Raw genomic sequence first — 26,855 nt, 5'->3', positions numbered from 1 at the left:
GGTCAGAGGTCGACGAGGTCCAGGAGTTGGCCTAGTTCTTTGGGGTCGAGGGGGCGGAGTTCGCCGGTGTGGAGGTTGCCTCGGCGTACCGGGCCGATCGCCGTACGGGTGAGGCGCTTGACCGGGTGGCCGATGGCGTCGAACATGCGGCGGACGATGCGGTTGCGGCCCTCGTGCAGGCTGATCTGGATCAGGGTGCGGCCGCGGATGCTGGAGACGACCTTCACGGTGTCCGCCTGCGCCGGGCCGTCGTCGAGTTCGATCCCGTCGAGGAGCGTGCGGAGTACTGCCGGTTTGACGTTGCCCTCGACCTCGGCGACGTACGTCTTGGAGACCTCGTACGACGGATGCGTCAGGCGGTGCGCGAACTCACCGTGGTTGGTGAGCAGCAACAGCCCCTCGGTGTCGGTGTCGAGCCGCCCGATGTGGAACAGCCGCTCGGGCCGGTCCTGCACGTAGTCCGCGATACACGGCCGGCCCTGCGGATCCGCCATCGTGGTGACGACGCCGCGGGGCTTGTTGAGCACCAGGTACACGTGCGCACTGACCGGCGGGATCCGCTCCCCGTCGACCCGGATCACCGAGACCTCCGGATCCACCCGCACCCCGAACTCGGTCACCACCGCCCCGTCGACCTCGACCCGCCCCTGCTCGATCAGCAACTCGGCATTCCGCCGACTCGCCACCCCCGCCTGAGCCAAAACCTTCTGCAGCCGAACCCCGTCGTCACCCATCAGACCGACGAACCCCAACCACCCCAGAACCCAACCCACTCACGCCTTCGCCGCCCCCGTCATCCCCAGCCCCCGACCCACCAGCCACCCACCCAACCTCACCCGAGGCCCCGTCGCGCTCCGCAGTCCCGTCCTGGTCCAGGGTCTCCCCCTGGTCCGCGGTCTCGTCGCGCTCCGCGACGTCCAGGTCCCCGTCGATCCCAGCGTCGGCCTCATCCGCAGACTGCGGCTCACCCGCGTCCGCGCGACCAACGTCGTACGCCGAACTCGCGGCAGCCTCGCCCTCGGGCTCACCCGACTCGTCGGAAGCCCCTTGACCGGCATGGCCAGAGTCCCGATCATCCGCGCCAGCCGAACTCAGGTCCCCGTCGATCCCAGCGTCCGCCTCATCCGCAGACTGCGGCTCACCCGCGTCCGCACGACCAACGTCGTACGCCGAACTCGCGGCAGCCTCGCCCTCGGGCTCACCCGACTCGTCGGAAGCCCCTTGACCGGCATAGCCAGAGTCCCGATCATCCGCGCCAGCCGAACTCAGGTCCCCGTCGATCCCAGCGTCGGCCTCATCCGCAGACTGCGGCTCACCCGCGTCCGCGGGACCGGCGTCGTACGCCGAGCTTTTGGCAGCCTCGCCGTCGGGCTCACCTGGCTCGTCGGGAGCCTCTTGGCCGGCGTAGCCGGAGTTCCGATCATCCGCGCCTGCGGGACTCAGGTCGGCGTCGATCCCGGCGTCCGCGTCGTCTGCGGACGGCCAGGCAGATCCGTCGACCGGATCTGTCGCGGCGTCACCAGCCTCCGAGGCGTCGTCACCAGACTCGGCTGCCTCGGTGGTGCTCAGATCCTCGTCGATCCCGGGATCCGCCTCGGTCTCGGGCTCACGCTCGACGAGTTCGCCTCCGTCAACGTACGCGGGGATCTCATCCTCCGGCTCGTCCGGCTCTTCCGGCTCCTCGGGCTCTTCCGGCTCCTCGGGCTCGTCCGGCTCCTCGGGCTCGTCCGGCTCCTCGGGCTCTCCCGGCTCCTCAGGTTCGTCCGGCTCCTCGGGTTCGTCCGGCTCTCCGGTGGTGACGGTGGCGGACTCGACTGCAGGTGGGTCGGTGGGGTCGTCGGAGGGCTGGTCGGGTGCGGCGGGGATGGTTTGGGCGGCTAGTTCTTCCTCGATGTCGTCCATTTCGGGGAGGTACGGCGCCAGTTCGGGGAGGTCGTCAAGGGACTGCATGCCCATGCGCTCGAGGAAGTACGTCGTGGTGCGGTACAGCGTCGCCTGGGATTCGGTGTCGGCGCCGGCCTCCTCGACCAGGCCGCGGGCTACGAGAGTGCGCATGACCCCGTCGACGTTCACGCCACGGATCGCGGAGACGCGCGCCCGGCTGACGGGTTGCTTGTACGCGACGACCGCGAGGGTCTCGAGTGCGGCCTGGGTCAGACGTGCTTGCTGACCGTCGAGGACGAAGCGCTCGACGTACGGCGCTGCCTCGACGCGGGTGTAGTAGCGCCAACCGCCACCCACCTCACGGAGATCGAACCCGCGGCCTTGCTCGGTGTACTCCTCGGCCAGGGTGTTCAAGGCTGCCGAGATGTCACCGGTCGGGCGGCCGACCGCACGAGCCAACGTCAGCACAGGCAACGGCTCGTCCGTCACCATCAGAATCGCTTCCAGCGCCCGCCGCATGGTGTCGTCATCAACAACAACCTCATCCCCCACCGGCACTTCGGTCTGCCCCGGCGCCAGATAATCCTCATCCCCACCCGCCAGGTCACCACCAGCAACCTCAGCCGCTACATCCTCGGCAACCTCACGTACTGCGTCCCCGGTATCCGAGCCAGCGTCATCCCCAACCACACCCTCGTCGGTGGATCCACCTGCTCCTGTCGCCGGGCTGGCGTCCTCGGCGTACGCGTCACCGTCATCCGCACCACTGGCCTCGGAGGTGGGTGCCGCGGCTGCCGGTTCCCCAGCTTCCGTACCTGCATCCGAGCCGGCGCCCTCCCCAACGACACCGTCCGTGGCTTCACCTGCTGCGGTTGCGGGGCTGGCGTCCTCGGCGTACGCGTCACCGTCACCCGCACCACTGGCCTCGGAGGTGGGCGATCCAGCAGTTGCTTCCCCAGCTTGCGTACCTGCATCCGAGCCGGCGCCCTCCCCAACGACACCGCCCGTGGCTTCACCTGCTGCGGTCGCCGGGCTGGCGTCCTCGGCGTACGCGTCACCGTCATCCGGACCACTGGCCTCGGAGGTGGGTGCCGCGACTGCCGGTTCCCCAGCTTGCGTACCTGCATCCGAGCCGGCGCCCTCCCCAACGACACCGTCCGTGGCTTCACCTGCTGCGGTTGCGGGGCTAGCGTCCTCGGCGTACGCGTCACCGTCATCCGGACCACTGGCCTCGGAGGTGGGTGCCGCGACTGCCGGTTGCCCAGCTTCCGTTCCTGCGCCCGGGGCGGCGTTCTCTCCCACCACGTCGTCCTCCGTGGCTTCAGCTGCTGCGGTTGCGGGGTCGTCCTCGCCTTCCGCGCCGCTGGCCTCGGGGGTGGGTGCCGCGGCTGCCGTTTCCTCGGCTTCCGTGAATGCGGCCGGGTGGGTGGGCTCCGCGGTTGCACCGTTGTTGGTGGGATCGGTTGGGGTGGAGGCGGTGGCCAGGGTGGGGTCTTGGGGGTTGGTCACGGGGTCACCGTCTCGGTTGGTTCTTGGTCGGTGGGGGGTTCGGCGGGTTCGAGGAAGTCGGGGTCGTCTTCGACTGCGGGGGCCTCACCGTCTTCGGGGTCGGGTGGGTGGAGTTCGTCGAACTCGTCGCTGACGTCGATCTCGCCTTCGTCGGTGCCGGTCCAGCGAATGGTGAGTTCGCCGAGCGGGGTGACCTGGTCGAAGGCGACGGCGGCTTCGCGGAAGAGTTCCAGCAACGCCAGGAAGCGGCAGACAGTCGTGACGGTGTCAGGCGAGTCGGCGACCAGCGCACGGAACGTGGTGCTGCGCTGCCGGCGGAGGCGGTCGACGATGACGATGGCCTGCTCGCGGACGGTGACCGTCGGCGCGTGCAGGTGCGCCAGCGACACACCCTCCGGCAGGTTGTCCTTCGGAGCCAGCGCACGAGCAGCCAGCGCGGCCAGCCCGGCCGGATCGATCCCCAGGAGCACCTCGGGCAGCAGTTCGGCGAACCGCGGCTCCACCCCGACCGCCCGCGGGAAGCGACGCGACTCCTTCGCCATCCGGTCCTGTATCAACGCCGCGATCTGCTTGAACGCGCGGTACTGCAGCAACCGCGCGAACAACAGATCCCGGGCCTCGAGCAGCGCCAGGTCCTCGTCGTCCTCGACCTCGCCCTTCGGCAGCAACCGCGCCGCCTTCAGGTCCAGTAGCGTCGCCGCGATCAGCAGGAACTCCGACGTCTGGTCCAGGTCCCACTCCGACCCGAGCGCCTTGATGTGCGCGATGAAGTCGTCGGTGATGACCGAGAGGGCGATCTCGGTGATGTCGAGCTTGTGCTTGCTGATCAGCTGCAGCAGCAGGTCGAACGGCCCCTCGAAGTTGACCAGGTGAACGCTGAACCCCTTGCCCTCGGCAACAGCCGGGGCAGCGTCGTCCGCGCCCAGGTCGAGAGGCAGCGAGTCCCGCGCCACGGTCACTCCGAGGCCTTGAGCCGCCGTACCAGCACCGAGTCCGGTCCGTGGTCGACGAAGTCGGCCAGCAGCACGTCGATCGCCTCCCGGACGATCCGGCCGCGATCGGCGTTCAGGCCGTGCTCCTCGCGCAACGCGAGTCTGGTCTTCTCCAGGCCGATCAGCTCCTCCTCCGTCACGTACACGGTGATCTTCGTGTCGTGCCGGATCCGACCGCTGGACTTGCGGTCGTCGACGACAGCCGTGCGCGACCGGACTCCGGCCGGCGTCGGGCTGTCTGTGGTGGTGCGCTTCTCGGGTCTGGTCTGCTTCGGTGCCGCACCCCCGAAGAGTTCACTGGCACCTGGCAGGCTCACCCGGCGGGACAACGCGCCAGCACCTCCTTGGCAAGATCGCGGTACTGCGTGGCCGCGGACGAGGACGGGGCGTACGTCGTGATGGGCTCGCCGACGACCGTGGTCTCGGGGAACTTCACGGTACGCCGGATGACGGTGTGGAAGACGCGTTCGTCGAAGGCCTGGACCACCCGGTCGAGGACCTCCCGGGCGTGCGTCGTACGCCCGTCGAACATGGTGCCGAGGATGCCGACGATCTCCAGCTTCGGGTTGAGCCGGTCCTGCACCTTGCCGATCGTGTCGGTCAGCATGGCCAGGCCGCGCAGCGCGAAGAACTCGCACTCCAGCGGTACGACGATGCCGTTCGACGCGGTCAGCGCGTTCACCGTGAGCAGACCGAGCGACGGTGCGCAGTCGATCAGGATCACGTCGTAGTTGGGGATGATCGGTTCGAGCACCCGCTGCAGGGTGTACTCCCGGGCGACCTCCTGGACCAGCTGCACCTCGGCCGCGGACAGGTCGATGTTGGCCGGCAGCAGGTCGAGGTTCTCCACTCGGGTCGGCCGGATCACCTCGTTCGGGGTGATGTCGCGCTGCATCAGCAGGTTGTAGACCGACAGCTCCAGGTCGTGCGGCTGGACGCCGAGGCCGATCGAGGCGGACCCCTGCGGGTCGAAGTCGATCAGCAGCACCTTGCGCCCGGTCTCGGCGATCGCCGCGCCGAGGTTGATCGTGGTGGTGGTCTTGCCCACGCCACCCTTCTGGTTGCACATCGCGATGACCTGGGCCGGCCCGGTCTTGTCCGGCCGCTGCGGTACCGGCAGGTCCGGCAGTGGCCGGCCGGTCGGCCCGATCTTGTTCCTCGGGCCGTGCGCATCAGTCACAGGTGCGATGTCCTCCGCGGTGAGCTTGGCCGTCGGCCTGGGCATCTCCGCATAGTTGTCGGGTACGGTCAGATTCCGCTGCGGCGCGATCGGTTGGGCAGGCGGCGGCAGCTGCTCGGTGCCCGGGAATGTCGACTCGTTCATGACTCGTCAAACCTTTCAACCGATACGGGCGATCCCAGCGACTGTAAGCGTGCATTCAAGCACTCTCAACCAGCCACTCCGCACCGGGGTGGGGTGGTTTGTCGACATGCCTCCAGACGCGGTCGATCACCGCGCCAGGATGACCAACCGTAGTCAGATGATCGCACACCGTCCCTGGAACCACCGCATCGGGTCGACGGCGCCGGAGGCTCACGACGACAGCGCACGCGGATGTGACGTCGCGTAGACCTCACGGAGTTTGTCGACAGTGACCAGGGTGTAGACCTGCGTGGTCGTGACGGACGCGTGGCCGAGGAGCTCCTGGACCACGCGGACGTCGGCGCCGCCGTCCAGCAGGTGGGTGGCGAAGGAGTGGCGCAGCGTGTGCGGTGAGATCTCCTTCGCGATCCCCGCGCGCTGTGCGGCCCGGCGCAGTACGGTCCATGCACTCTGCCGCGACAGCCGGCCGCCTCGCGCGTTGAGGAACAGCGCCGGCGTACCTCGCCCGCGCTGCACCAGATCCGGACGTCCACGGACCTGGTACGCCGACAACGCGTCGCGGGCGTAGGACCCGACCGGGACGACCCGCTCCTTGCTGCCCTTGCCGCGCAACAGCACCGCACCGGTTTCGAGATCGATGTCGTCGACGTCCAGTCCGACCGCCTCGGAGATGCGGGCGCCGGTCCCGTAGAGAAACTCCAGCAGCGCCGCGTCCCGGGTTGCGAGTACGGCGGGTTCCGCTTCGGCTCCCGCGGCCGCGGCGAGGATGCGCGTGACCTCGTCGACGGAGAGTGCCTTGGGCAACCGCTGCGGTGGCGCCGGCGGCTTCACCGCGGCCGCCGGATCCACCGTGGTCAGCCCTTCACGCAGACAGAACCGGTGAAACCCCCGGACGGCGACCAGAGTGCGGCCCGCACTCGATGCGGTGAGCGGCGGGTGGTCCGCGTCCCCCTCCCGCAGCCGCATCAGGAAGTCGCTCACCACGGCCTCGGTGACGCGACCGAGATCGTCGATCCCGGCCGCGGCGAGGTAACCGTCGTACCGGCGCAGGTCACGCCGGTACGACGCCAGGGTGTTCGCGGCCAGGCCGCGCTCGACCGTGAGGTGGTCCAGGTACGCGCTGACCGCCCGGCCGATGCTCAGACCAGCACCTCGTCGAGCTTCTGCTGCGGCAGGTTGTGCGCCTCGGCGACCGGGCCGTAGGTGACCTGACCGTCGAAGGTGTTCAGACCGAGCGCGAGGCTGTGGTCGCGCTTCAGCGCTTCCCGCCAGCCCAGGTTCGCCAGCTCGACGGCGTACGGCAGGGTCACGTTGGTGAGTGCGTACGTCGAGGTGTTCGGGACTGCGCCGGGCATGTTCGCGACGCAGTAGAACAACGAGTCGTGGACCTGGTACACGGGGTCGGCGTGGGTCGTCGGGTGCGAGTCCTCGAAGCAGCCGCCCTGGTCGATGGCGATGTCGACGAGCACGCTGCCCGGCTTCATCCGGCTGACCATGTCGTTGCTGACCAGCTTCGGTGCCTTCGCCCCCGGAACCAGCACCGCGCCGATCACCAGGTCCGCCTCGAGCACGGCCTTCTCGATCTCGAACGCGTTCGCGGCGATCGTCAGCAGGTGCCCCTGGTAGATCCGGTCGGCCTCGCGCAGCCGCGCGATGTTGCGGTCGAACAACTGCACCTGCGCCTGCATGCCGAGGGCGATCGCGGCCGCGTTCATCCCGGCGACTCCCGCGCCGATGATCACGACCCGTGCCGGGTGCACACCGGAGACGCCACCCATCAGCACACCGCGGCCACCGCCGCTGCGCATCAGGTGGTAGGCACCGGCCTGCGGAGCGAGCCGGCCGGCCACCTCGCTCATCGGGGCGAGCAGCGGCAGCGACCCGTCCGAGAGCTGGACCGTCTCGTACGCGATACCGGTGATCCCCGACGTCAGCAGCGCGTCGGTGCAGTCGCGGCTGGCGGCCAGGTGCAGGTAGGTGAACAGGACCTGGTCCTTGCGCATCCGGTGGTACTCCTCGGCCACCGGCTCCTTCACCTTGAGCACCAGCTCGGCCTCGGCCCAGACGTCGTCCGCGGTCGGCAGGATCCGTGCCCCGGCCGCCACGAACTCGTCATCGGGGATCAGCGAACCGGCCCCCGCATCCCGCTCGATCAGAACCTCGTGCCCGCTGCGCACGAACTCGTGCACACCGGCCGGGGTGATGGCCACCCGGTACTCGTGGTTCTTGACTTCCTTCGGAACTCCGACCTTCACAACTCGCCCTTCTTTCACATTCCAGGTGTGCGGCCCACGTCGTTGTGTCCGCGGCCCGGCGGTGAGGGGTGTGCTGCCAGGTCGCTGCCGAGTGTAAGCCCGCGAAGTTCATACCACCTGATCGGATGGTCTGATCGTGACACGACTCGCTGAATCGTTGCCCGGCGGTTCGGTTACACTCTTGTACGACGCCGTGGCAACCCGTGACGTTTACGCCGGAATCCCTTTGCCCGCAGGCTTTGCGCAATCTTGACGCAATCTCCATTTCTGTCTTAACGCCAGTTTTGCACTGCCCGGAAGAGCCGGCTTCCGTGCTCTTCCGGTCCCCCAATTGAAACGCCTGTTGGAAGGTCGTGACATGGAGCATGAGATCGCTCTGCCGGGCGGCAACGTCGGTGGTGCCGTCCGCGTCGGCGACACGGTGCGGCGGGCCACCGGGCCGTGGACGCCGGCCGTTCATGGACTGCTCGACCACCTGGCTGCCGCCGGGCTGACCGGCGTACCGCGGGTGCACGGTTTCGACGACAGCGGACGCGAGATCCTCGACTTCCTGCCGGGTACGTCGTACGGCCCTGAGGTGCCCGACGACGTGCTGGCCGACGCGATGCGCTGGCTCGCGCGGTACCACCGTGTAGTCGCGTCGTACCGGCCTGTGGGCGAGGTCGTCTGGCGAACGAGCCGCGGTGAACTCCCGGCCGGCCAGATCATCTGCATGCACGACTACGGGTACTACAACTGGATCGGCACCGAGGACGGCTTCAGCGGCGTGATCGACTGGGACATGGCCGGCCCGGGTGTACCGCTGGACGACATCGCGTTCACCGCCTGGAACACAGCGCCACTCGCGATACCGATGGACCCCGCCTACCAGGCCGCCCGGCTGCGGCTGATGGCCGAGGCGTACGGCGGTGACGTGTTCACGCCACTGCAGATCCTCGAGGGCGCTCCGTTGCGCGCGCAACGGTCTGCTCGCGTCATCCGCGCCGGTCAACTGGCCGGCGATCCGGGCATGCTCAACCTCGCGACCGTCGGCGAACCCGAGCGCACCGAACACCGGTTGAAGGACCTCCAGCGACGGGTCCCGGAGATCGCCGCCCACCTTTGACGTGACAACCATCATTGACGCCCCCTCCGCGTCGTCGGGGATGCTTGTCCGTGGAGCCCGCCCGCCCCGGGTTGCCCTCTAAGATCGGTCGACGAGAGGAGAACGACGTGGCGGTCGAACTGGGACGGTTCGGGGTCTGGCACGGATCGCCGCACTGGGGCCCGGAACTGGCGGCCGGGCTGGAGCAGGCCGGGTACGGCACCCTGTGGCTGGGGGCCTCGCCCGAGGCGGACCTGCGCGACGCGGAAGTGTTGCTCGCATCAACGAGTTCGGTTGCTGTCGGCACCAGCATCGTGAACATGTGGAAGTCGCCGGCGGCCGAGGTCGGGGCGTCGTACCACCGCCTGGAGGACGAGCATCCGGGGCGGTTCCTGCTCGGGGTCGGCATCGGCCACCGGGAGCGGACCGGCGAGTACCGGTCGCCGTACGAGACGATCGTGAGCTACCTCGACGAGCTGGACGACGCGAAGGTGCCGGCCGACCGGCGAGCGCTGGCCGCGCTCGGCCCGAAGGTGCTGCAACTGTCGGGCAGCCGGACTGCCGGCGCGCTGCCGTATCTGACGACGCCGGAGCACACCCGCGAAGCGCGCCGGACCCTCGGCGGCGGGGTGCTGCTCGCGCCGGAGCAGATGATCGTGCTGGAGACCGACGACGAGATCGCGCGGTCCACGGCTCGCGACCGGCTGGCGTCGTACCTGCAGTTGAGCAACTACACCTCGAACTTCAAGCGGTTCGGGTTCACCGACGACGACATCGCCGACGGCGGCAGCGACCGGTTGGTCGACGCGATGGTGCTGCACGGTTCGGCGGTGGAGGTCGCGGAGGGTCTGAACGCACATCTGGAGGCCGGTGCGGACCACGTCGCGATCCAGTTGCTGGGGCCTGAGGGGGTCGATCTGCTGCCCGGGTACGAGGCGTTGGCAACGGTTCTCGGATAGGGGTCGGCGGAGCCGTCCGACGACGCGCCTGTTCGCCGGACGGCACCCCTTGAATCCCTGCCGGAACGAGGGAACATCGGCAGTAGACGCACCACATCGTGCGGTGCGCTGTGGAGGTGTTTCCCCATGACTGAGCGACATGAGTTGCGTTGGGGCGGCTTCGCCGGACTGGCCTTCGTCGTCCTGGCTCTCCTGGGCAGATTCCTGCCCGGCACCCCTCCGACGGTCGGCGATTCGGACGGAACGATCACCGGCTGGCTGACCGACCACCGGAACTCGATCCTGATCGGCTCGCTGATGTGGTGCGCTGCGGCGGGGTTGATCATCTGGTTCGCCGCCGCGTTCGCCGAGGCGATGCGGGAGCGGGCCGAACGCAGTGACGTCCACCTCGCCCTGCTGGCCGGCTCGGTGCTGGTCGGTAGCGCGATCTTCGTGAACGCCGCCCTCACCGGCGCGACCGCCTTCGGCGTCGACGGCCGGGACGCCGGTTTCTCCTTGATGCTGTTCGAGGTGACCGCGGTGATGTCGACGATGATCGGCTTCGCGGCCGCGCTGCCGTTGGCCGCCGCCGGCATCGGCGTACTGCGGACCCGGCTGATGCCGAACTGGCTCGGGTACCTGGCCCTGCTGGCCGCCGTGGTGTCGTTCGCCGGTGCCTTCGGGGTGTTCGTCTCCGACGGCACGTTCGTTGCCGGTGGCACCTTGATGACCACGGTCCCGTTGCTGCTGTCGTCGGTCTGGCTGGTCTGCGCCGGCGGCTACATGGTGCGCGAACACCTTCCGGAGGTGACCACCGGCGAGGCCGCCGTACCGCAGACCTGAGTGCCTAGAGCATCCTGAAATCCGCGAAGTCGAACCCTGGTGAGACCACACAGGACACCAGGACCGGTTCGTCGCCGGCCGGACGTGCCGCTTGCCACGCGTTGGGTGGGATCACCACCTGGGGTTGCTGGCCGGCGCGCACGTCCGGTCCCAGGGTGACCGCCTCGGCGGTTTCCGGGGTGTCGCCGTACTCGAGGGTCAACGGGCCACCCGAGTGCCAGAGCCAGATCTCCGCCGAGCGCACCTGGTGCCATCGCGACTCTTCTCCCGACGCTAGCAGGAAATAGATCGCGGTCGCGCTGTGGCGCGTTCCGCCGTACCCCTCGGGCTCGAACTCCACCTCCGACCGCCAGGTCTCCCGGTACCACCCACCCTCGGGGTGAGACTCCAGGCCCAGCACATCCGCCAACGCAGGCTTGTCCATGCGTTCATTCTCGGGCCAGCAAGGCTCGCACCGCGGCCAGGTCGGCTCCGTCCAGCGACCGGACGAAGCGCCGGAGGACCTCGGCCTGATCCGCTCCGAGTTCCAGCGCCGCGCGCATCTGCTCCGCCACGAGTTCCGCGGCGTCCTTGGTCGGGTGATAGCGGGCCTGCACGCGGGCGACCAGGCGCTTGCGGCCAAGCCGGGTCAGGATGGTGTGAACCGTGGTGTAGGCGAGGTCGCCGGCCATCGCGGCATGTACTTCGACCGGCGACAACGGTCGCTCGGCGGCCCACAACGTGGCGAGTACCGCACCCTCGAGTTCGCCCGCGCCGCGTCTGATCCTCATGTCCACCACCTACATCTACAAGCGTTCTCCCCGCCTCCCTTCCGCCGGACGGGTGAGTGCGGGGGTGAGCCGAAGATCAGCCTTGTGCGCTTGTGAACGGCCCCGGAGACTCGGTGCTCCCAGCCCCCAGCTCGCGAGGTGCACCGATGCGAACACTCTTGAGTGAAGTCGAAGAACGCCACGCCGCTCTGCTGAAGCTGCTGCAGACCGCCGCACATCGCGGGTCCCCCGCCCAGCCCGGCGAGGCCCGGATGAACACCGACAGGTTCCTCGCCGAAGCCAGCCGCCACACGGCCGCGGCCACCCGCGTTCTGCTTCCGTCGATCGCGAAGCATCTCCCGGCCGGCCGGGCCGAGGTCCGCGACCACCTGCGGGCGATCCGGCGCCTGGAACTGATGCTGGTGAAGGCCAAGGCGAAGGAGTACGGCCAAGCCCAGACAGTCAACATGCCGTGGGCTTCGGTGTGGGCCGGGGTCCGCACTCACCTCGCCCGCACCATCGCCGCCGAGCGCCGTCTCGCGGCGATGCTCGCCGAGCATCTCGAGTCCGGCGATGACACCCGCCTGTGCGAACGGTTCACGCGGGCGATCGCCACCTCGCCGAGCCGGCCGCACCCACACCTGCCACATACCGGCCTTCCGGGCTACTGCACGCGCGTGGTCTGGGCGAAACTCGACGCGCTCTGGGACGAGGTCGAAGGCCGGGTGACGTCCGCCGCGCCGAGCCGACGGGCGAAGCCGGCCGGCCGCCGGGCATTGGACACACTTCCCCGCCGGTGGCAGACCGGCACGCCCTACTGAGCCTCGCCGGCCGTCTCCGCCAGGAACACGCTGCTGCCGTAGATATCCTCCGCCGTCAGCGTGATCAGATCCTCCTTACGCAACGGGCGCCGGAGCTCGACCAGGCGCCGGGCCTGCCGGAGGCGGGACCGCTCGATCGCGTTGCGAACGCTGCGGGCGTTGGAGAACCGAGGCCGTCGCATCCGCTTGGTCAGGTACTCCGAGAACGCGGACTGCGCGGCGTCGTCGAAACGGAAGTTCTCCGACGTCAGCATCAGGTCGGCGATCTGCACGAGTTCGGTGTGGTTGTAGTCGTCGAAGCCGATGTGGTGCGGGACCCGCGAACTCAGGCCGGGGTTGGCCGAGAAGAACGTCGCCATCCGGTCCGGGTAGCCGGCGAAGATGACGACCAGGTCACCCCGCTCGTTCTCCATCTCGGTCAGCAGGATCTCGATCACCTCCTGCCCGTAGTCGCGTTCGTTGTCGGGCCGGAACAGGTAGTAGGCCTCGTCGATGAACAGCACCCCACCGGCCGCCCGGGCGATCGCCTCCTTCGTCTTCGGCGCGGTGTGGCCGATGAACTGACCGACCAGATCGTCGCGGGTGACGGTGTGCACCCGCGGCGCACGGATGTACCCGAGCGCGTGCAGGATCGCGGCCATCCGCAGCGCCACCGTCGTCTTCCCGGTCCCGGGTCCACCGGTGAAGCTCATGTGCAGCGTGGGCCGCGACGACGTCAGCCCGAACTGACGACGTGCGCGGTCCACCAGCAGGAGCGAGGCGATCTCGCGGACCCGGCGCTTGACCGGGGCGAGCCCGACCAGCTCCGCGTCGAGGGCGGCCAGGGTCTCCTCGACCCTGGCCGCGGCCTCGTCGACCGAAAGGTCGAGCTCGACGTCGTCCGTCAGCACCTCCGGTTCCACGACCTCGGCGGCCGCCTCCGGAACCGGGCGAGGGACACCGAAGCCCTTCGGCGTGTCCATCCGTCACCCGTCCCCGTAGCGCGCTCCGGCCGGTCGCGTCGTGGCGTACGACGAGAGGGCGTAGCGCTGGGTCCGGTCCGGCCCCTCGACCCGGGAGAGCAGGAATCCTGGCTCCTCGGCGGGCGTCTGGACGATGAAGTGCATGGCAGTGGTCTGCCGGCCGAGGCTCGCGTCGTACGCGAGCACCCGGACGTAGTGGTTCGGGTACGTCGCCCGGCACTCGTTGATCTGGGCAAGGACACCGTCGGGCTCGTCCAGGTCGAACAGCGGCAGCCCCCACATCTCCCAGTAGACGTTGCGCGGGTGCGGGTCGTCGGTGTACTCCACCGAGACCGGCCAGCCGTTGCGCAGGGCGTAGCGGATCTGGTCGGCGATCTCGTCGTCGGTCAGGGCGGGCAGGTAGGAGAAGGTCCCGTGACGCAGTTGCATGATCGTGCTCCCTTCAGTGACTTGCCGTGGCGGTCGGGACGATGTCCGGTGCGTCCGTGCTGGTGTAGTCGAAGGTGACGTCGCCCCAGGTGGACAGCGCGGCCTCCAGCGGTGCACAGGACTTGGCGGCGATCCGCAGTACGTCGGGTCCTTCGCGGAGCAGGTCGCGACCTTCGTTGCGGGCCTTGACGATGGCCTCGAGCGCGACCCGGTTGGCCTCGGCGCCGGCCGCGATGCCGAACGGGTGGCCGATGGTGCCGCCGCCGAACTGCAGGATGACGTCGTCGCTGAACAGGTCGAGCAACTGGTGCATCTGGCCGGCGTGGATGCCACCGGACGCGACCGGCATGACTCCGGGCATCGAGGCCCAGTCCTGGTCGAAGAAGATCCCGTTCTGCAGGTTGGCCGGCACGTGGTCGTCCCGCAGCGTGTCGTAGAAGCCGCGGGTCGTGGCCGGGTCGCCCTCGAGCTTGCCCACGACGGTCCCGGCGTGGACGTGGTCGACTCCCATCAGCCGGCACCACTTCGAGATCACCCGGAAGCTCACGCCGTGCGTCTTCTGCCGGGTGTACGTCGAGTGCCCGGCCCGGTGCAGATGCAGGAGTACGCCGTTCTGCCTTGCCCAGTGCGCCATCGACTGGATCGCGGTGTAGCCGATGGTCAGGTCGATCATCACGACGACACTGCCCAGCTCCTTGGCCAGCTCGGCCCGGTTGTACATCTCCTCCATCGTCCCGGCGGTGACGTTCAGGTAGTGGCCCTTGATCTCGCCGGTCTCGGCCACCGCCTTGTTCACGCCCTCCATCGCGTAGAGGAAGCGGTCCCGCCAGCGCATGAACGGCTGCGAGTTGATGTTCTCGTCGTCCTTGGTGAAGTCCAGGCCGCCGCGGCAGGCCTCGTAGACGACCCGGCCGTAGTTGCGGGCCGACAGTCCGAGCTTCGGCTTGATGGTTGCCCCGAGCAACGGGCGCCCGTACTTGTTGAGCATCTCGCGTTCCATCACGATCCCGTGGGCGGGGCCCTGGAACGTCTTGACGTAGGCGACCGGGATCCGCAGGTCCTCCAGCCGCAACGCCTTGAGCGGCTTGAAGCCGAACACGTTGCCGATGATCGACGAGGTGAGGTTGGCGATCGACCCCTCCTCGAACAGGTCGATGTCGTAGGCGATGTAGGCGAAGTACTCGCCCGGCCGTCCGGGGACGGCGTCCACCCGGTACGCCTTGGCCTGGTAGTGGGTGTTCGCGGTCAGCCGGTCGGTCCAGACCACCGTCCAGGTCGCCGTCGAGGACTCGCCGGCGACGGCGGCCGCGGCCTCGATCGGCTCGACGCCGTCCTGCGGTGTCACCCGGAAGACGGCGAGTACGTCGGTCTCCTTCGGCTCGTAGTCCGGGTTCCAGTACCCCATCCCGGCGTAACTCTGCACCCCCGGGTCCCAGCGTTCCTTGGTCATCGGTCGCTCCTTCCAGCTGTCGAGTCACCAGCGTGCGCCCTGCGATACATCAACTACAATTGAGACTTCTCCGCTGACCATTAAGCGATAGGTGCACAATGAACTTGCCGGCCGCCGCGACCTGGGGACGCCTCCAGACCTTCCTCGCGGTCTACGAGGGCGGCAGCATCCGTGCGGCGGCCGAGGCTCTGCACGTCACGCCGCCCGCGGTGTCGGCCGCGATCGCGGCGCTGGAGACGGCCTTGGGTACGGCGCTGTTCACCAAGTCCGGCCGTGGCATCGTCGCCACGGACGCCGGTGAGACGTTCGCGTCGTACGCGCGCAAGCTGCTCGGGCTTCTCGCCGAGGCGGCCAGTGCCGTGCACGACGCCGATCGTGGCCGGCTCCGGATCGGCGCTGTGGCGACCGCGAGCGAGTATGTCCTGCCGCGGTTGATGGCGTCGTTCGCCGACGAACATCCGCAGGTCGAGCTGTCGCTGTCGGTCCTCCCCCGCGATGAGCTCTTCGCCCTCGCCCGGGACCACGCCGTCGATGTCGTCCTGGCCGGACGACCGCCGCGTGGGTCCGGCCTGGTCACGCGCGCCCGACGGGCGAACCGCCTGGTGCTGGTCGGCCGGCCCGGACGCGACGACGACCCGCTCACCTCCACCTGGTTGCTCACCGGCCAGGGTTCGGGCACGCGAGACACCACGCTCTCGTTGCTGAGCCGGCTCCAGGCGGCGCCACCGCTGCTGACCCTCGGGACGTCAGGGGCGGCGGTCGCGGCGGCTCGCCAGGGGCTGGGCCTGACCTTGGTCCATGAAGAGGCCGTGCTCGGGCAACTCGACGCCGGCGAGCTCGCGCCGTACACCGTACCCGGGACTCCCGTCGATCGGCCGTGGCATCTGTGCACCACCGCCGACCCGACCGCCGCGAGCCGTCTGTTCCTGCGGCATGTCTGCGATCCCGAGCGGGTGGGGACGGCCGCGTTTCACACCCGGTCTCGCCCGAAGGGGTGAGTACGGCGCTGTCGTACGACCGCATGCTGCTCTGCATGACCACGACGCTGCGCACCGACCTCCCCACCCTCGCCGACACCGCCCGTCGGATGGCCCACGCCGGTCGCGGCATCCTGGCCGCCGACGAGTCCATCAAGACCATGTCGTCCCGGCTCGAACAGGAAGGCATCCCGTCGAGTGAGAGGGCGCGACGCGACTACCGCGAGCTGCTGATCACCGCCGAAGGGCTGTCCGACTCGGTCAGTGGGGTGATCTGGTGCGACGAGACGTTCGGGCAGGATCTCAGCGACGGCCGCCCGTTCCCGCAGGCCGCCCACGAGCTGGGCATCCTGCCCGGTATCAAGGTCGACACCGGCACGAGCAAGCTGCCGGGTGGTGGCGGAGCGCTGATCACCGAGGGGCTCGACGGTCTGGGTGACCGGCTCGCGTCGTACGCCGAGCGCGGAGCCGCGTTCGCGAAGTGGCGCGCGGTCTTCGACGTCGCCACGATCACGCTGTACTCGGCGCGGGCCAACGGTCACGCGCTCGCGCGGTACGCCGCCCTGTGCCAGCAGCACGGCATCGTCCCCATCGTCGAGCCGGAGGTCTTGTGCACCGGCGACCACAACCTGGGTGCGTCCGCGCAGGCGTCGAGCCTGGCCCTGAGCGTGCTCTTCGACGAACTCGCGCAGGCTGACGTCGACTTGTCCGGCATCGTGCTCAAGCCGAACTTCGTCACTCCGGGTCTCGACGCCCCCGCTGCCACCGCACGCACAGTTGCCGCCGCGACCTTCGGCGTACTGTCCGACACAGTTCCGCCCGCGGTGGCCGGAATCGCGTTCCTGTCCGGGGGTCAGCCGACGAGTCACGTCTGCGAGGCGCTCCGGGAACTGCACCGCCTCGGCGACCGCCCGTGGCCGGTCACCTTCTCGTTCGGGCGCGCGCTGGTCAGTGACGCCCTGAGCGCTTGGGGTGGCGACGGACGGAACGTGGCGACAGCCCAGCAGATCCTGGTGGACAACTGCCGTCAGGCCGGCCAGGCGATCCGCTAGTGCCCTGCACTAGAACGGCAGCTCGACCAGCACCGTCGTCCCCCGGTCGGGCACCGACTCGATCCGGAGTGACGCTTCGATCAGGGCACAGCGTTCCGCGATCGAGCTGAGCCCGAAGTGCTGCGCACCGTCCGCGTCCCGTGCGCGGGCGGTACGCCGTTCCGCGGGGTCGAAGCCCTTGCCGTCGTCGGCGCAGCCGAACACGATCGAGTCGCCGACCCGCCGCAGTGACAGGACGACGCGATCGGCCTCGGCGTGCTTGACCGCGTTCGCGAGTGCCTCCTGGGCGATCCGGTAGAGGGCCGCTGCGACGTGGTCGGGGATCACGTCCAGAGCCGCCGAGGGATCGACCAGCAGGTCGATCGAGGGTGACTCCTCGCCACTCGCCGCCGTCTGCACCAAGGACTCCATCGCCGCGACCAGGCCCAGGTCGTCCAGCACCAGACTGTGCAGACCGGAGATCGCGGCGCGCGTCTGGTGATAGGCAAGATCGGCCAGCTCCCGGGCGCTGACGAGCTCCGCCCGGGCCCGCTCGAGCTCCTGCTTCGCCGGTGTCCCGGCCTTGGGGTCGCTGAGCTCGGAGACCGTCAGGTCGGCCGCCGAGAGGTGGAACGCCATCGACGCCAGGGCTGTCGTGACACCGTCGTGGAGATCGAAGGCGATCCGCCGGCGCTCAGCTTCCTGGGCCGAGATCGCCTGCTTGATCAGGCGGTCCCGTTCCGTCCGGTGGCGGTTCACCGCCAGCCACAGCTGCTCGGCATGCAACCGCAGCCCGAGCACAGCGGCGTACGGCTCGGCGAGGGCGAGGTCGTCGGGACCGAACGGCAAGCGCGGACTGCGATGTGCCGCCAGTACGCCGACGATGCGGTCCTCCAGACCGCGCAGCGGCAGGACCATCCTTGCGACGGTTTGCCGGGGCTCCAGCCGCAACAGCTGCCGGTGCAGCGCATTGCGCGGCGAGTCGGACGCAAGGACGACCGGTGTGCCGTTGCGGGCCACCTGTCCGGTCACTCCGAAGCCGACCGGCATACTCAGCGCCGCTGCCGACGGGTGTGGTGGCCATAGGTCCGCGACCGTGAGCTCCTGGCCGTCGCTGGCCAGCAGCAGTACGCCGTCGGCCCGCAACAGGCTCGCGAGCTCGGCAGCCGTGGGCACGGCGCCTGTGGCGGTCGTCAACGGAACAGACCCTCGCGGAGCGCGACCGCGATGGCGCCGCTGCGGTCGGAGACTCCGAGCTTGCGGTACAGGCCACGGATGTGGGTCTTCACGGTGTCCTCACTGACGACGAGCTTGCTCGCGACGCCCTTGTTGGAGTGACCGGAGACGAGGAGCTCCAGCACCTCCGACTCGCGCTGGGTGAGGCCGAGGTGTGCGCCGGGCCAGAACTCCCCCGCGCTGAGCCGCGCTGCGGACAGTGCCACGCGGCCGGCCAGCGCATGGTCGATGACGGTCTCGCCGTCGCGCACCCGGCGCAGATGCGCCACCAGCTCCTGGCCGTCGATCCGCTTGAGGATGTAGCCGGAGGCACCGACCCGCAGGGCCTGGTACAGGTAGTGCTCGTCGTCGTACACCGTCAGCAGCACGACCTTCGTCTCCGGGTACTGCGCGGTGATCTGACGGCACAGATCGAGCCCGCTCTCCTTCCCGATCCGGACGTCGCACAGGACAACGTCCGGCCGCTCGTCGGCGACCAGCGTCAGAGCCCCCGCGGCAGTGGTCGCCTGTCCTGTGATGACCACCTCGGTGGCGAAATGACCGAGCATCGCGACCAGGCCGTGCAGCACCATCTCGTGGTCGTCCACCAGGACGAGTCGCAGCGGGGCCGTCATAGACCAAGACTAAGCGGAGCGGGCCCGGAATCCTTCCGTTCTCAAGGGGATTCACCCGCATCTCCACCCGGCCGGGTGAGTGCCGGAAGGGGCCTGGCGCGGTCCGCTAGAAGTTCTCCGACCAGGAAGGCCGCACCCATGACCGAACCCACCCCTCGCGTTCCCCCGCCGCTGATCGTCCCGTCGGTCCTGCCCGCGGACTTCGCCCGTCTCGGCGACGAGATCCGCGAGTTGTGCGACGCGGGCGTCGACCGGATCCAGTGGGACGTGATGGACGGGGTGTTCGTCCCGAACCTCACCTTCGGCCCGGACGTGATCGCGGCGGCCCAGCAGCACAGCCGGGTCGCCTTCGAGGCGCATCTCATGGTCGTCGAGCCGGACGAACTGCTGCCGCGGTACGTCGAGGCGGGATGTGAGCTGGTCATCGTGCACGCGGAGGCCTGCACGCACCTGCATCGCACCCTGGGCCGGATCCGCGACCTCGGTGCCCGCAGCGGTGTCGCCCTGAACCCGCACACGCCCGCCGACCTGGTGGAGAACGTCCTGACCGAGACCGACCTGGTGCTGGCGATGACGGTCAACCCCGGCTTCGGCGGTCAGGCGTACATCCCTTCGATCGAGAAGAAGGTGGCGCGGCTGCGGCGGATGATCGACGACTCCGGCCTGCCCATCGAACTCGAGGTCGACGGCGGGATCACCGCCGAGACCATCACCGGTGCGGCTGCCGCCGGCGCCGACGTCTTCATCTCCGGTTCCTGGATGTACGCCCACCAGGACGGGAAAGCAGCGGCCGTACGGCAGCTGCGCGCCGCCGCGGCGAGTGCCGCACGGAACGAGGAGGCTGCCTGATGACCGAACTCCTGCAGCGGTCCACACCGCCGTCGGTCGAGACCGACCGGCTCGCTGTCGACACCCTGCGGTTCCTCGCCGTCGACATGGTGCAGGCCGCGAACTCGGGGCATCCCGGTATGCCGATGGGCGCCGCGCCGATGGCGTGGGCGCTCTGGAGCCGGCACCTGCGCCATGACCCGGCCGCACCGGACTGGGCCGATCGCGATCGGTTCGTTCTCTCGGCCGGGCACGGATCCGCGCTCCTGTACGGCCTGTTGCACATCTTCGGGTACGACCTTCCCGAGGCCGAGTTGCGCAGCTTCCGGCAGCTCGGGTCGCGCACCCCCGGGCATCCCGAGTTCGGTCATACGGCCGGGGTCGAGTGCACCACCGGTCCGCTCGGACAGGGACTTGGCATGGCGGTCGGGATGGCGCTGGCGGAGCGGATGGAACACGCCCGCTACCCTGAGATCACCGATCATCACACCTACGCGATCGTCGGTGACGGCTGCCTGATGGAGGGGATCAGCCACGAGGCCACCTCGCTCGCCGGGCACCTCGGTCTGGGTCGGCTGGTCGTGCTCTGGGACGACAACTCGATCACCATCGACGGAGCGGTCGATCGGTCCTGCAGCGATGACCAGGCAGCCCGCTTCGCGGCGTACGGCTGGCACACGCAGACAGTTGCCGACGGCACTGACGTCGACGCTATCGACGCGGCGATCGCCCGCGCCAAGGCCGACGCACGTCCGAGCTTCATCGCCGTCCGGACCATGATCGGTCACGGCGCGCCTGGTGTGGCGGGTACGTCGAAGGCGCACGGCTCGCCGCTCGGCGAGGAGCTGGCCGCGGAGGCGAAACGACTGGCCGGCTGGGAGCATGCGCCATTCGCTGTTCCGGAGCAGGTGCGGGCTGTCTGCAGTGAGCTGGCCGAGGCGGGTGCACGCGAACATGACGCGTGGGACGCGGCGGTTGCGGCGTACACGCCGGAGCGTGCAGCGGAGTTCCACCGCAGTCAGGCTCGGCGACTGCCCGATGGCCTCGGGGATGCGCTGCTCGCGGTCCGCGGCGACGCGCCGCGCGCGACGCGGCAGTCGTCCCAAGCCTGCCTCAAGGCGGTGACCGCGCTGATGCCGGAACTGGTCGGCGGCTCAGCGGACCTCGCAGGTTCCACCGGGACAGCGACCGGAGGTGCCGTGGTGACGCGGGATGACTACTCCGGCTCCACGATCGCCTTTGGAATCAGGGAGTTCGGCATGGCCGCGGTCATGAACGGACTCAGCCTGCACGGCGGATTCCGGGTGTACGGCAGCACGTTCCTCGCGTTCGCTGACTACCTGCGCCCCGCGCTCCGGCTCGCGGCCCTGATGCGGCAACCGGTCATCCACGTGCTGACCCACGACTCGATCGCGGTCGGCGAGGACGGTCCCACTCACCAGCCCGTCGAGCAGATCGAGTCGCTGCGCCTGATCCCCGGACTGCAGGTACTGCGTCCTGCCGACGACGCCGAAACCGCACGGGCCTGGCGCCTCGCGCTGGAGCGGACCGACGGACCGACCGCCCTGATCCTGTCTCGTCAGTCCCTCCCCCAGACCACGCCACTGGACGACCACGGCCCGCGCGTCGCGGTCGAGCTCGTGGCGACCGGATCCGAGGTCGGCCTGGGCGTGGAGGTCGCGAAGGCGCTGACCGCCGAGGGGTACGACGTTCGCCTGGTCTCGGCAATGGACCGGTCGACGTACGTCGCTGATCCGCACGCGACCACGGTCAGCCTGGAGGCCGGCAGCACCATGGGCTGGAAAGGCCTGGTCGACCTGGCCATCGGGATCGACGAGTTCGGCACGTGTGGTCCCGGCGACGAGGTACTGGCGCATCACGGCTTCACCGTGCCGGTGGTGGTCGACCGGATCCGCGAACACCTGCGGTACCTGAGGTGAACCGGCTGGCCGCTGTCGTGTTCGACGTCGACGGAACGCTGGTCGACAGCGAACGCGACGGCCACCGGGTCGCCTTCAACGCCGCCTTCGAGGAGGCCGGACTGCCTGACCACTGGGACATCGCGACGTACGGAAGGCTCCTCCGGATCACCGGCGGAGCCAGACGCTTGGCAGTCTGGTTCGAGCAGACGGGTCGGTCGTCCGAGGATGCATGGCGCCTGGCGGAGGGCTTACATGCTCGCAAGACCGCGATCATGCGGGACTTGATCGAGGACGGAAAGGTGCAGGCGCGGCCAGGAGTTCACCGCTTGCTCGACGAGCTCGCGGCGGGCGGCGTACCGGTGCATGTGGCAACGACCGGGACTCGGGCGTGGGTCGAACCACTGCTCGATCGGGTCTTCGGTCCCCGCTTCCAGATCGTTGTCACCGGCACCGAAGTACCCGACCTCAAGCCGAGCCCGGCGGCGTACGACGAGGTGCTGCGGCTGGCCGGCTGTCCGGTCGACCGGACTGTGGCCGTCGAGGACTCGCAGAACGGCGTACGGGCGGCTGTCGCGGCCGGCCTTCGCGTTGTTGCCGCCCACAACGAGTACACCCGGGACGACGATCTGTCCGAAGCGGCTCTGGTGACGGACGGGTTCGAGGATCCAGAGCTGGTGGCCTGGTTCCGGCAGTAGACATGGCGGAAACATGACGGTGCCCCGCAGCGAGGCTGCGGGGCACCGTTGGGTCAGACCGTCCAGGTCGCCAGAACCAGGGCGCGGTCACGCCAGGCCTGGATGTTCGCGTCCAGTACGTCGAGCGGGTTGAACGGAGTGACGCCCTTGATCAGGTCGTCCTCGCGCATGCCGTAGAGGGCACCCATCGCGAACCGGCACGCGTAGACCTTCGCGCCTTCGTCGATCAGCGTCCGCAACTGCTTGTTGTAGCCCAGGTTGCCCGGGAAGCCCTCGTTGCCGACGGCCGGGTAACCACGGGCCGCCGACGCCATCAGGACGCCGGGTCCGTAGAGGACGAAGGTGAGGTCGAACCCCTTCCGCTGCAGCCGGGTGGCCGTGAGCATGTTGACCAGACCCACAGAACCCTCGAAGGGAACGGTGTGCATGAAGACGTACGCCTTGTCGCCTTCGTTGGCCTGGTAGTCGGGGAATACCTTCTCCTCGACGTCGAAGAGGATGTCGCCCTCCTGGGGCGGTTCGATGGTGACCGTCTTCGGCATGATGCTGACTCCTTCGAGGTGTTGACGGTGCGGAGATGATGGGAGGACCTGCACCCGGGTCGGGTGCAGGGGTTCACTGATCGCCGGGCGGGAGGTACTCCGGCTTCGGCCATCCCATCCGGTGGCTGCCGGGCATCGCCTGCATGGTGGCCCGGCGCAGGCCCCAGGGGAGGAACCGGTACACGGGGGCGAAGACCTGTCGCCACCACCGGTCCTTGAGTCCGTGTGGCCGGGCCGGCGGGTTGGCGTCGTACCTGGCGGCCACGCGGCGTTGTGCGTCGCTGAGCAGGGCGTGCTCGGAGTTCGAGCGGAGCCAGCGGAAGAAGGACATGCCGGCCGCCTCAGAGCTTCGCGACGAGCGCTTGCGCGGCCATCGCGATGGGTTCGTTCAGCGCGCCGATCGCGGGTGAGTAGACGTTCTCCATCGTCGCCAGCGTGTCGATGGTGACGCCGGTCCGGGCCACGATGCCGAGGAAGTCCGCGCGCTCCTTGATCCCTTCGCCGCCGACCATCTGGGCGCCGATCAGCCGCCGGGTCTTCGGATCCGCCAGCAGCTTGACCTTGATCGGCTTCACGCCCGGGTAGTAGCGCGCCCGGGTGATGCCGTCGGCGACACCGGTCACGAAGGGCAGGCCGAGCGCGGTGGCGAGGGTCTCTCCGAACGAGACTCCGCCGATCATCCACTGCCCGGCGAGCATTCCCCAGGGCACATAGACCGGGTTGTGCACCCGGTTGCCGCCGGCCGCGTTGATGCCGGCCGTCTTACCCTGCGCGTACGCGTGACTGCCCGACAGTCCCTGCAGCGGCACGTTCGAGACACCGTGCGGGATCTCGGCGCAGTCGCCCGCGGCGAAGACGTTCGGGTCGGACGTGCGCATGTGTGGGTCGACCGCGATACCGCCGGTGCTGCCGAGCTTGATCCCCGCGGCGCCCGCCAGTGCGGTGTTCGCGACCTTGTGGCTGCCGATGACGGCCAGTTGCGCCGGTACGTCGCCGAACGTCGTACTGACGTGAGTGAGCGTGTCCGTGCCGTGGAAGGCGGTCACCCGCTCGCCGAACTTGAGCGTCACGCCCGAGTCGGCCCAGTCCTTGCGGACCGGTTCGACGATGTCCGGGTCGATCACGTCGGCCATCGGCCACGGACCGGGATCGATCAGCGTGACGTTGATGCCGCGGTGTTGCAGGGCCGAGACCATCTCCATCGCGATCGGGCCGGACTCCACCACCACGGCCGACTCGACCGTGTCCAGGTACTTGTCCCACTCCATCGCGGCGCGGATGTTCTTGACGTGGTAGATGCCGCCGAGCTCGACACCGGGGATGTCCGGGGTGTCGTAGTTCCAGCCGGTCGCGAGGACGAGCTTGTCGTAGCCGACCTCGCCCTCGCCGCCGACCTTGATCGTGCGGGACCGGGTGTCGATGCTCTCGACGGTGGTCTCGTAGTGCACGTCGATGCCCTGGGCAACGTACTGTTCCTTGGTCGCGAGGAACAGTTTCTCGAAGGACTCGATCTCCTTGCCGTGCACGAACGGGATCCCGCACGGGCTGTACGCGACGTCCTCGTACTCGGTGTAGACCACGGTCTGCACCGACGGGTCCTGGCCCTTGGCGGCACCGGCCACCCCCAGGCCGGCGGCTCCGCCGCCGATCACAACGATCTTCACGAGTACTCACTTCCGTCAGTAGGAACAGCGGCGGTGGACACCGCCTGGGTGCTCAGTCGCACACCGGAGCGCAGGGTGTTGGTCACGTAGCAGACCCGCTCGGCCACCTCGACCAGGCGCTCGAGCTCGGCCTCGGGCGCACCGATCCGGGCGTCGACCCGGATGGCGCCGAACTGCAACCCGTCGTACGTGCCGGTCGCGCGCACCGACAGCTCCGTCAGCTCGATCGATCGCTTCCGTGCCGCGTAGCTGAGCGCCAGCGTGAAACAGGAGGCGACCGAGGCGAGGAGCAGGTCGGTCGGCTGCGGTCCGAGGTCGGTGCCGCCGACGCTCAGGGGTTCGTCGACCTCGATCGTGAAGGACCCGGCCTCGACCGTGCAGTGGTATCCGCCGTGCCAGACACCCTCGACGGTGCGGTCGGCTGCCACCTGACCGTCAGTGCGTGTGGTCGCCATGGCCGTCGTCGCGATGATCATGACCCGCGGGCCGATGACAGAGAACGTCGGCGCGCGCGTCGATGTCGTCCGCGGACACCACACCGCGCTCGGACAGCAGCGCCTCGAGCGCACCGAGCCAACGGTCGTAGTAGCTGTACTCCCCCGGCTCCGCCTCGCGCCGCGACACCTCGGCGATCAGGTTCTGCTGGAAGTCCTTCCAGGAGAACAGCCCCTGATCGGCCAGCGCCGCCGCGATTCCGAAGGCCCTGCTCTCCCACGGTTGTGCGAAGACGAGCTCGCCGTTCGACCGGGGCAGCCCGGTGACGGTGTCTTCGAGTGAGTCCGCGGTCATGCGACCACCTCGGCGACGCCGACCATGGCGTCGCGGGTCACGAGGGCGGCGAGCTCCTCCTCGGACAGGGTTTCGGTGCGCGCCGGGCGGCGTGGCAGCACGAAGTACCTGTTCTCGGCGCTGGAGTCCCAGACCTTGATGCCGATGTCGTCGGCGAGCTGCAGCCCCATCTCCGCGAGCAGCGCCCGCGGCTCACGGACAGCCCGGGACCGGTACGCCGGATCCTTGTACCAGTCCGGTGGCAGCCCGAGCACCGGCCAGGGATAGCAGGAGCACAGTGTGCAGACGACGAGGTTGTGCACCTCGTCGGTGTTCTCCACCACCACGATGTGCTCGCCCTGCGGACCGGCGAAGCCGAGCTCCTTGATGGCACCGGTGCCGTCCGCGAGCAGCCGCTCACGGTAGTCCGGATCGACCCAGGCCTTGGCCACGACCTTGGCGCCGTTCAGCGGGCCGACGTCGTTCACATAGCGATTGATGAAGCCGTCGAGTACCTCGGTCTTCACCAGGCCGCGCTCGGTGAGCAACTCCTCGAGCGCCTCGGCGCGCAGGGCGGCCGGTGGCCGGTCGACAGAACGTGGATCAGAACTCACTGGCTCTCCTCCAGGTAGCTCTCGAAGAGGTCGATGAGCAGGGTCGAAGGTTCGGCGTCCGGGCCCCACAGCTCGGTGGACTCGAAGCGAACGGTGTACACGTGCTGGGCGTCCTCGCCGGTGAAGTGGGCCGTGCTGTCGGGCAGTACGGCGGCCGGGCGGCGAGCCTCGACGGTCCCGGTGCGACCGCGGACGTACGCGGGCATCCTGGTGTGGCCGGACTTGTACAGCTCACGGGCCCGGACCCGCTGCCCTGGTTCGAAGGCCGGCTCGTCGTCGATCTGCCGCAACGAACCGGGCCCACCGCGCTGGTACGACGGTTTGTTCACCTCGGTGTCGGCCGGCTCGGCGACGTCCTCGCCGGCCAGGCGGCGCGCACGGGCTTCGACCGCACCCGGCGCGAGCACACCGCTGTCGACCAGCAGCAGCTCGGCAGCGCACAACCAGCGCCCGTAGTACCCGTCGGACAGGTAGTCGATCGGGTGCAGGCGCTCGAGCGCGTGCCGGAAAGCGTCCAGGTTGGTCCCCGAGGCGCCCATCGACGCGAGGCCGAGCGCGAACGTGCGGGCGTGCCAGTCCTCGGCGAAGACCGGCTCGTCCGGGTCGATCGCGACCGTGCCCCAGCCGTGGGTGCCACCCATGTCGTGAATGCCGTCCACAAGCGGTTCTCCTCGCGTCCGGTGAAATGACCCCGAATCTCTTATCGGATAAGCTAGTACACTAT

At 69.1% G+C, this 26,855-nt stretch carries 30 protein-coding genes; 9 read left to right on the top strand and 21 right to left on the bottom strand.

What is annotated here, in order from left to right:
• Positions 1-2: 2 nt before the first annotated feature.
• From ACGFH6_RS39750 to ald, 7 genes are all read right to left on the bottom strand, one after another.
• The gene (locus ACGFH6_RS39750) at positions 3-734 is read right to left on the bottom strand and encodes a pseudouridine synthase (protein ID WP_393395335.1); all 732 of its coding nucleotides are present in this window, start codon (positions 732-734) and stop codon (positions 3-5) included.
• Positions 727-2,436: an SMC-Scp complex subunit ScpB gene (gene scpB / locus ACGFH6_RS39745; RefSeq protein WP_393395332.1), complete on the bottom strand. Its 1,710-nt coding sequence runs from the start codon at positions 2,434-2,436 to the stop codon at positions 727-729. The genes ACGFH6_RS39750 and scpB overlap by 8 nt, the downstream gene beginning before the upstream one ends.
• 953 nt (positions 2,437-3,389) lie before the next feature.
• Positions 3,390-4,346: a segregation and condensation protein A gene (locus ACGFH6_RS39740; RefSeq protein ID WP_393395329.1), complete on the bottom strand. Its 957-nt coding sequence runs from the start codon at positions 4,344-4,346 to the stop codon at positions 3,390-3,392.
• 2 nt (positions 4,347-4,348) lie between these two features.
• Positions 4,349-4,714 carry a hypothetical protein gene (locus tag ACGFH6_RS39735; protein WP_131356301.1) on the bottom strand — a complete coding sequence of 122 codons (366 nt, stop codon included), beginning with the start codon at positions 4,712-4,714 and terminating at the stop codon, positions 4,349-4,351.
• Positions 4,699-5,709 (bottom strand): ParA family protein, encoded by a 1,011-nt coding sequence (locus ACGFH6_RS39730; protein WP_393395325.1) that lies wholly within the window; start codon positions 5,707-5,709, stop codon positions 4,699-4,701. Before ACGFH6_RS39730 ends, ACGFH6_RS39735 begins: the two co-directional genes overlap by 16 nt.
• A 210-nt stretch (positions 5,710-5,919) precedes the next feature.
• Positions 5,920-6,852, bottom strand: coding sequence for a site-specific tyrosine recombinase XerD (gene xerD, locus ACGFH6_RS39725; RefSeq protein WP_393395977.1), 933 nt, complete (start codon positions 6,850-6,852; stop codon positions 5,920-5,922).
• A complete protein-coding gene (gene ald, locus ACGFH6_RS39720; RefSeq protein ID WP_393395322.1) occupies positions 6,849-7,964 on the bottom strand; it encodes an alanine dehydrogenase in 1,116 nt (371 codons plus the stop codon). The genes xerD and ald overlap by 4 nt, the downstream gene beginning before the upstream one ends.
• Positions 7,965-8,322: 358 nt before the next feature.
• Here ald and ACGFH6_RS39715 point away from each other — a divergent pair, with 358 nt between their 5' ends.
• The 3 genes from ACGFH6_RS39715 to ACGFH6_RS39705 all read left to right on the top strand — a co-directional run bounded on the left by ACGFH6_RS39715 (position 8,323) and on the right by ACGFH6_RS39705 (position 10,829).
• Positions 8,323-9,069, top strand: a complete 747-nt coding sequence (locus tag ACGFH6_RS39715; RefSeq protein WP_393395319.1) for a phosphotransferase — start codon at positions 8,323-8,325, stop codon at positions 9,067-9,069.
• 107 nt (positions 9,070-9,176) lie between these two features.
• Positions 9,177-10,007, top strand: coding sequence for an LLM class F420-dependent oxidoreductase (locus ACGFH6_RS39710; RefSeq protein WP_393395316.1), 831 nt, complete (start codon positions 9,177-9,179; stop codon positions 10,005-10,007).
• A 126-nt stretch (positions 10,008-10,133) separates the two neighbouring features.
• Positions 10,134-10,829 (top strand): DUF4386 family protein, encoded by a 696-nt coding sequence (locus ACGFH6_RS39705; protein ID WP_393395314.1) that lies wholly within the window; start codon positions 10,134-10,136, stop codon positions 10,827-10,829.
• A 4-nt stretch (positions 10,830-10,833) separates the two neighbouring features.
• On the opposite strand, the gene ACGFH6_RS39700 is transcribed toward ACGFH6_RS39705, so the two are convergent.
• Together ACGFH6_RS39700 and ACGFH6_RS39695 are read right to left on the bottom strand one after the other, a co-directional pair.
• Positions 10,834-11,253, bottom strand: a complete 420-nt coding sequence (locus ACGFH6_RS39700) for a cupin domain-containing protein (RefSeq protein WP_393395311.1) — start codon at positions 11,251-11,253, stop codon at positions 10,834-10,836.
• A gap of 4 nt (positions 11,254-11,257) precedes the next feature.
• Complete coding sequence (locus ACGFH6_RS39695) at positions 11,258-11,599, bottom strand: BlaI/MecI/CopY family transcriptional regulator (protein ID WP_393395308.1); 342 nt, start codon at positions 11,597-11,599, stop codon at positions 11,258-11,260.
• A 146-nt stretch (positions 11,600-11,745) separates the two neighbouring features.
• On the opposite strand from ACGFH6_RS39695, the gene ACGFH6_RS39690 reads away from it, so the two are divergent.
• Positions 11,746-12,399, top strand: coding sequence for a hypothetical protein (locus tag ACGFH6_RS39690; protein ID WP_393395305.1), 654 nt, complete (start codon positions 11,746-11,748; stop codon positions 12,397-12,399).
• Here the strand turns inward: ACGFH6_RS39690 and ACGFH6_RS39685 are convergent.
• The 3 genes from ACGFH6_RS39685 to ACGFH6_RS39675 are packed head-to-tail and all read right to left on the bottom strand — an operon-like array spanning position 12,393 to position 15,240.
• Positions 12,393-13,361: an AAA family ATPase gene (locus ACGFH6_RS39685; protein WP_393395302.1), complete on the bottom strand. Its 969-nt coding sequence runs from the start codon at positions 13,359-13,361 to the stop codon at positions 12,393-12,395. The genes ACGFH6_RS39690 and ACGFH6_RS39685 overlap by 7 nt on opposite strands.
• Positions 13,362-13,364: 3 nt before the next feature.
• Entirely contained in the window at positions 13,365-13,790 is a 426-nt protein-coding gene (locus tag ACGFH6_RS39680) for a ribulose bisphosphate carboxylase small subunit (RefSeq protein ID WP_393395299.1), read from the bottom strand.
• 13 nt (positions 13,791-13,803) lie between these two features.
• Entirely contained in the window at positions 13,804-15,240 is a 1,437-nt protein-coding gene (locus ACGFH6_RS39675) for a form I ribulose bisphosphate carboxylase large subunit (RefSeq protein WP_393395296.1), read from the bottom strand.
• A 98-nt stretch (positions 15,241-15,338) separates the two neighbouring features.
• Between ACGFH6_RS39675 and ACGFH6_RS39670 the strand changes: the two genes are divergently transcribed.
• Positions 15,339-16,238 (top strand): LysR family transcriptional regulator, encoded by a 900-nt coding sequence (locus ACGFH6_RS39670; RefSeq protein WP_393395293.1) that lies wholly within the window; start codon positions 15,339-15,341, stop codon positions 16,236-16,238.
• A gap of 35 nt (positions 16,239-16,273) precedes the next feature.
• Positions 16,274-17,269: a class I fructose-bisphosphate aldolase gene (locus ACGFH6_RS39665; RefSeq protein ID WP_393395290.1), complete on the top strand. Its 996-nt coding sequence runs from the start codon at positions 16,274-16,276 to the stop codon at positions 17,267-17,269.
• A gap of 9 nt (positions 17,270-17,278) precedes the next feature.
• Here the strand turns inward: ACGFH6_RS39665 and ACGFH6_RS39660 are convergent, their stop codons facing one another.
• Positions 17,279-18,445 (bottom strand): GAF domain-containing sensor histidine kinase, encoded by a 1,167-nt coding sequence (locus tag ACGFH6_RS39660; protein WP_393395287.1) that lies wholly within the window; start codon positions 18,443-18,445, stop codon positions 17,279-17,281.
• The gene (locus ACGFH6_RS39655) at positions 18,442-19,098 is read right to left on the bottom strand and encodes a response regulator (RefSeq protein ID WP_393395284.1); all 657 of its coding nucleotides are present in this window, start codon (positions 19,096-19,098) and stop codon (positions 18,442-18,444) included. Before ACGFH6_RS39655 ends, ACGFH6_RS39660 begins: the two co-directional genes overlap by 4 nt.
• 138 nt (positions 19,099-19,236) lie before the next feature.
• Between ACGFH6_RS39655 and rpe the strand changes: the two genes are divergently transcribed.
• Genes rpe through ACGFH6_RS39640 form a run of 3 tightly spaced genes read left to right on the top strand, consistent with a single transcriptional unit; the run spans position 19,237 to position 22,543 of the window.
• Positions 19,237-19,947, top strand: coding sequence for a ribulose-phosphate 3-epimerase (gene rpe, locus ACGFH6_RS39650; protein WP_393395281.1), 711 nt, complete (start codon positions 19,237-19,239; stop codon positions 19,945-19,947).
• Positions 19,947-21,866 (top strand): transketolase, encoded by a 1,920-nt coding sequence (tkt, locus tag ACGFH6_RS39645; RefSeq protein ID WP_393395278.1) that lies wholly within the window; start codon positions 19,947-19,949, stop codon positions 21,864-21,866. The genes rpe and tkt overlap by 1 nt, the downstream gene beginning before the upstream one ends.
• Complete coding sequence (locus ACGFH6_RS39640; protein WP_393395275.1) at positions 21,863-22,543, top strand: HAD-IA family hydrolase; 681 nt, start codon at positions 21,863-21,865, stop codon at positions 22,541-22,543. Before tkt ends, ACGFH6_RS39640 begins: the two co-directional genes overlap by 4 nt.
• 53 nt (positions 22,544-22,596) lie before the next feature.
• On the opposite strand, the gene ACGFH6_RS39635 is transcribed toward ACGFH6_RS39640, so the two are convergent.
• From ACGFH6_RS39635 to nthB, 7 genes are all read right to left on the bottom strand, one after another.
• The gene (locus ACGFH6_RS39635) at positions 22,597-23,085 is read right to left on the bottom strand and encodes an MSMEG_0572/Sll0783 family nitrogen starvation response protein (RefSeq protein WP_360446389.1); all 489 of its coding nucleotides are present in this window, start codon (positions 23,083-23,085) and stop codon (positions 22,597-22,599) included.
• Between the two features lie 73 nt (positions 23,086-23,158).
• Positions 23,159-23,416: a hypothetical protein gene (locus ACGFH6_RS39630; protein ID WP_360446387.1), complete on the bottom strand. Its 258-nt coding sequence runs from the start codon at positions 23,414-23,416 to the stop codon at positions 23,159-23,161.
• A 10-nt stretch (positions 23,417-23,426) separates the two neighbouring features.
• The gene (locus ACGFH6_RS39625) at positions 23,427-24,749 is read right to left on the bottom strand and encodes an FAD-dependent oxidoreductase (protein WP_393395270.1); all 1,323 of its coding nucleotides are present in this window, start codon (positions 24,747-24,749) and stop codon (positions 23,427-23,429) included.
• Positions 24,746-25,204, bottom strand: a complete 459-nt coding sequence (locus ACGFH6_RS39620) for an OsmC family protein (RefSeq protein WP_393395267.1) — start codon at positions 25,202-25,204, stop codon at positions 24,746-24,748. The genes ACGFH6_RS39625 and ACGFH6_RS39620 overlap by 4 nt, the downstream gene beginning before the upstream one ends.
• Positions 25,185-25,538 (bottom strand): nitrile hydratase accessory protein, encoded by a 354-nt coding sequence (locus tag ACGFH6_RS39615; RefSeq protein WP_393395264.1) that lies wholly within the window; start codon positions 25,536-25,538, stop codon positions 25,185-25,187. Before ACGFH6_RS39615 ends, ACGFH6_RS39620 begins: the two co-directional genes overlap by 20 nt.
• The gene (gene nthA, locus ACGFH6_RS39610; RefSeq protein WP_393395261.1) at positions 25,535-26,131 is read right to left on the bottom strand and encodes a nitrile hydratase subunit alpha; all 597 of its coding nucleotides are present in this window, start codon (positions 26,129-26,131) and stop codon (positions 25,535-25,537) included. The genes ACGFH6_RS39615 and nthA overlap by 4 nt, the downstream gene beginning before the upstream one ends.
• Positions 26,128-26,790 carry a nitrile hydratase subunit beta gene (gene nthB / locus ACGFH6_RS39605; protein WP_393395258.1) on the bottom strand — a complete coding sequence of 221 codons (663 nt, stop codon included), beginning with the start codon at positions 26,788-26,790 and terminating at the stop codon, positions 26,128-26,130. The genes nthA and nthB overlap by 4 nt, the downstream gene beginning before the upstream one ends.
• Positions 26,791-26,855: the final 65 nt, after the last annotated feature.

The sequence above is a fragment of the Kribbella sp. NPDC049227 genome (genome assembly GCF_043197265.1).
Taxonomy (GTDB): domain Bacteria; phylum Actinomycetota; class Actinomycetes; order Propionibacteriales; family Kribbellaceae; genus Kribbella.
The sequence above is the reverse complement of the archived record's forward strand: the minus strand, read 5'-3'. Positions and strand labels throughout refer to the sequence as shown.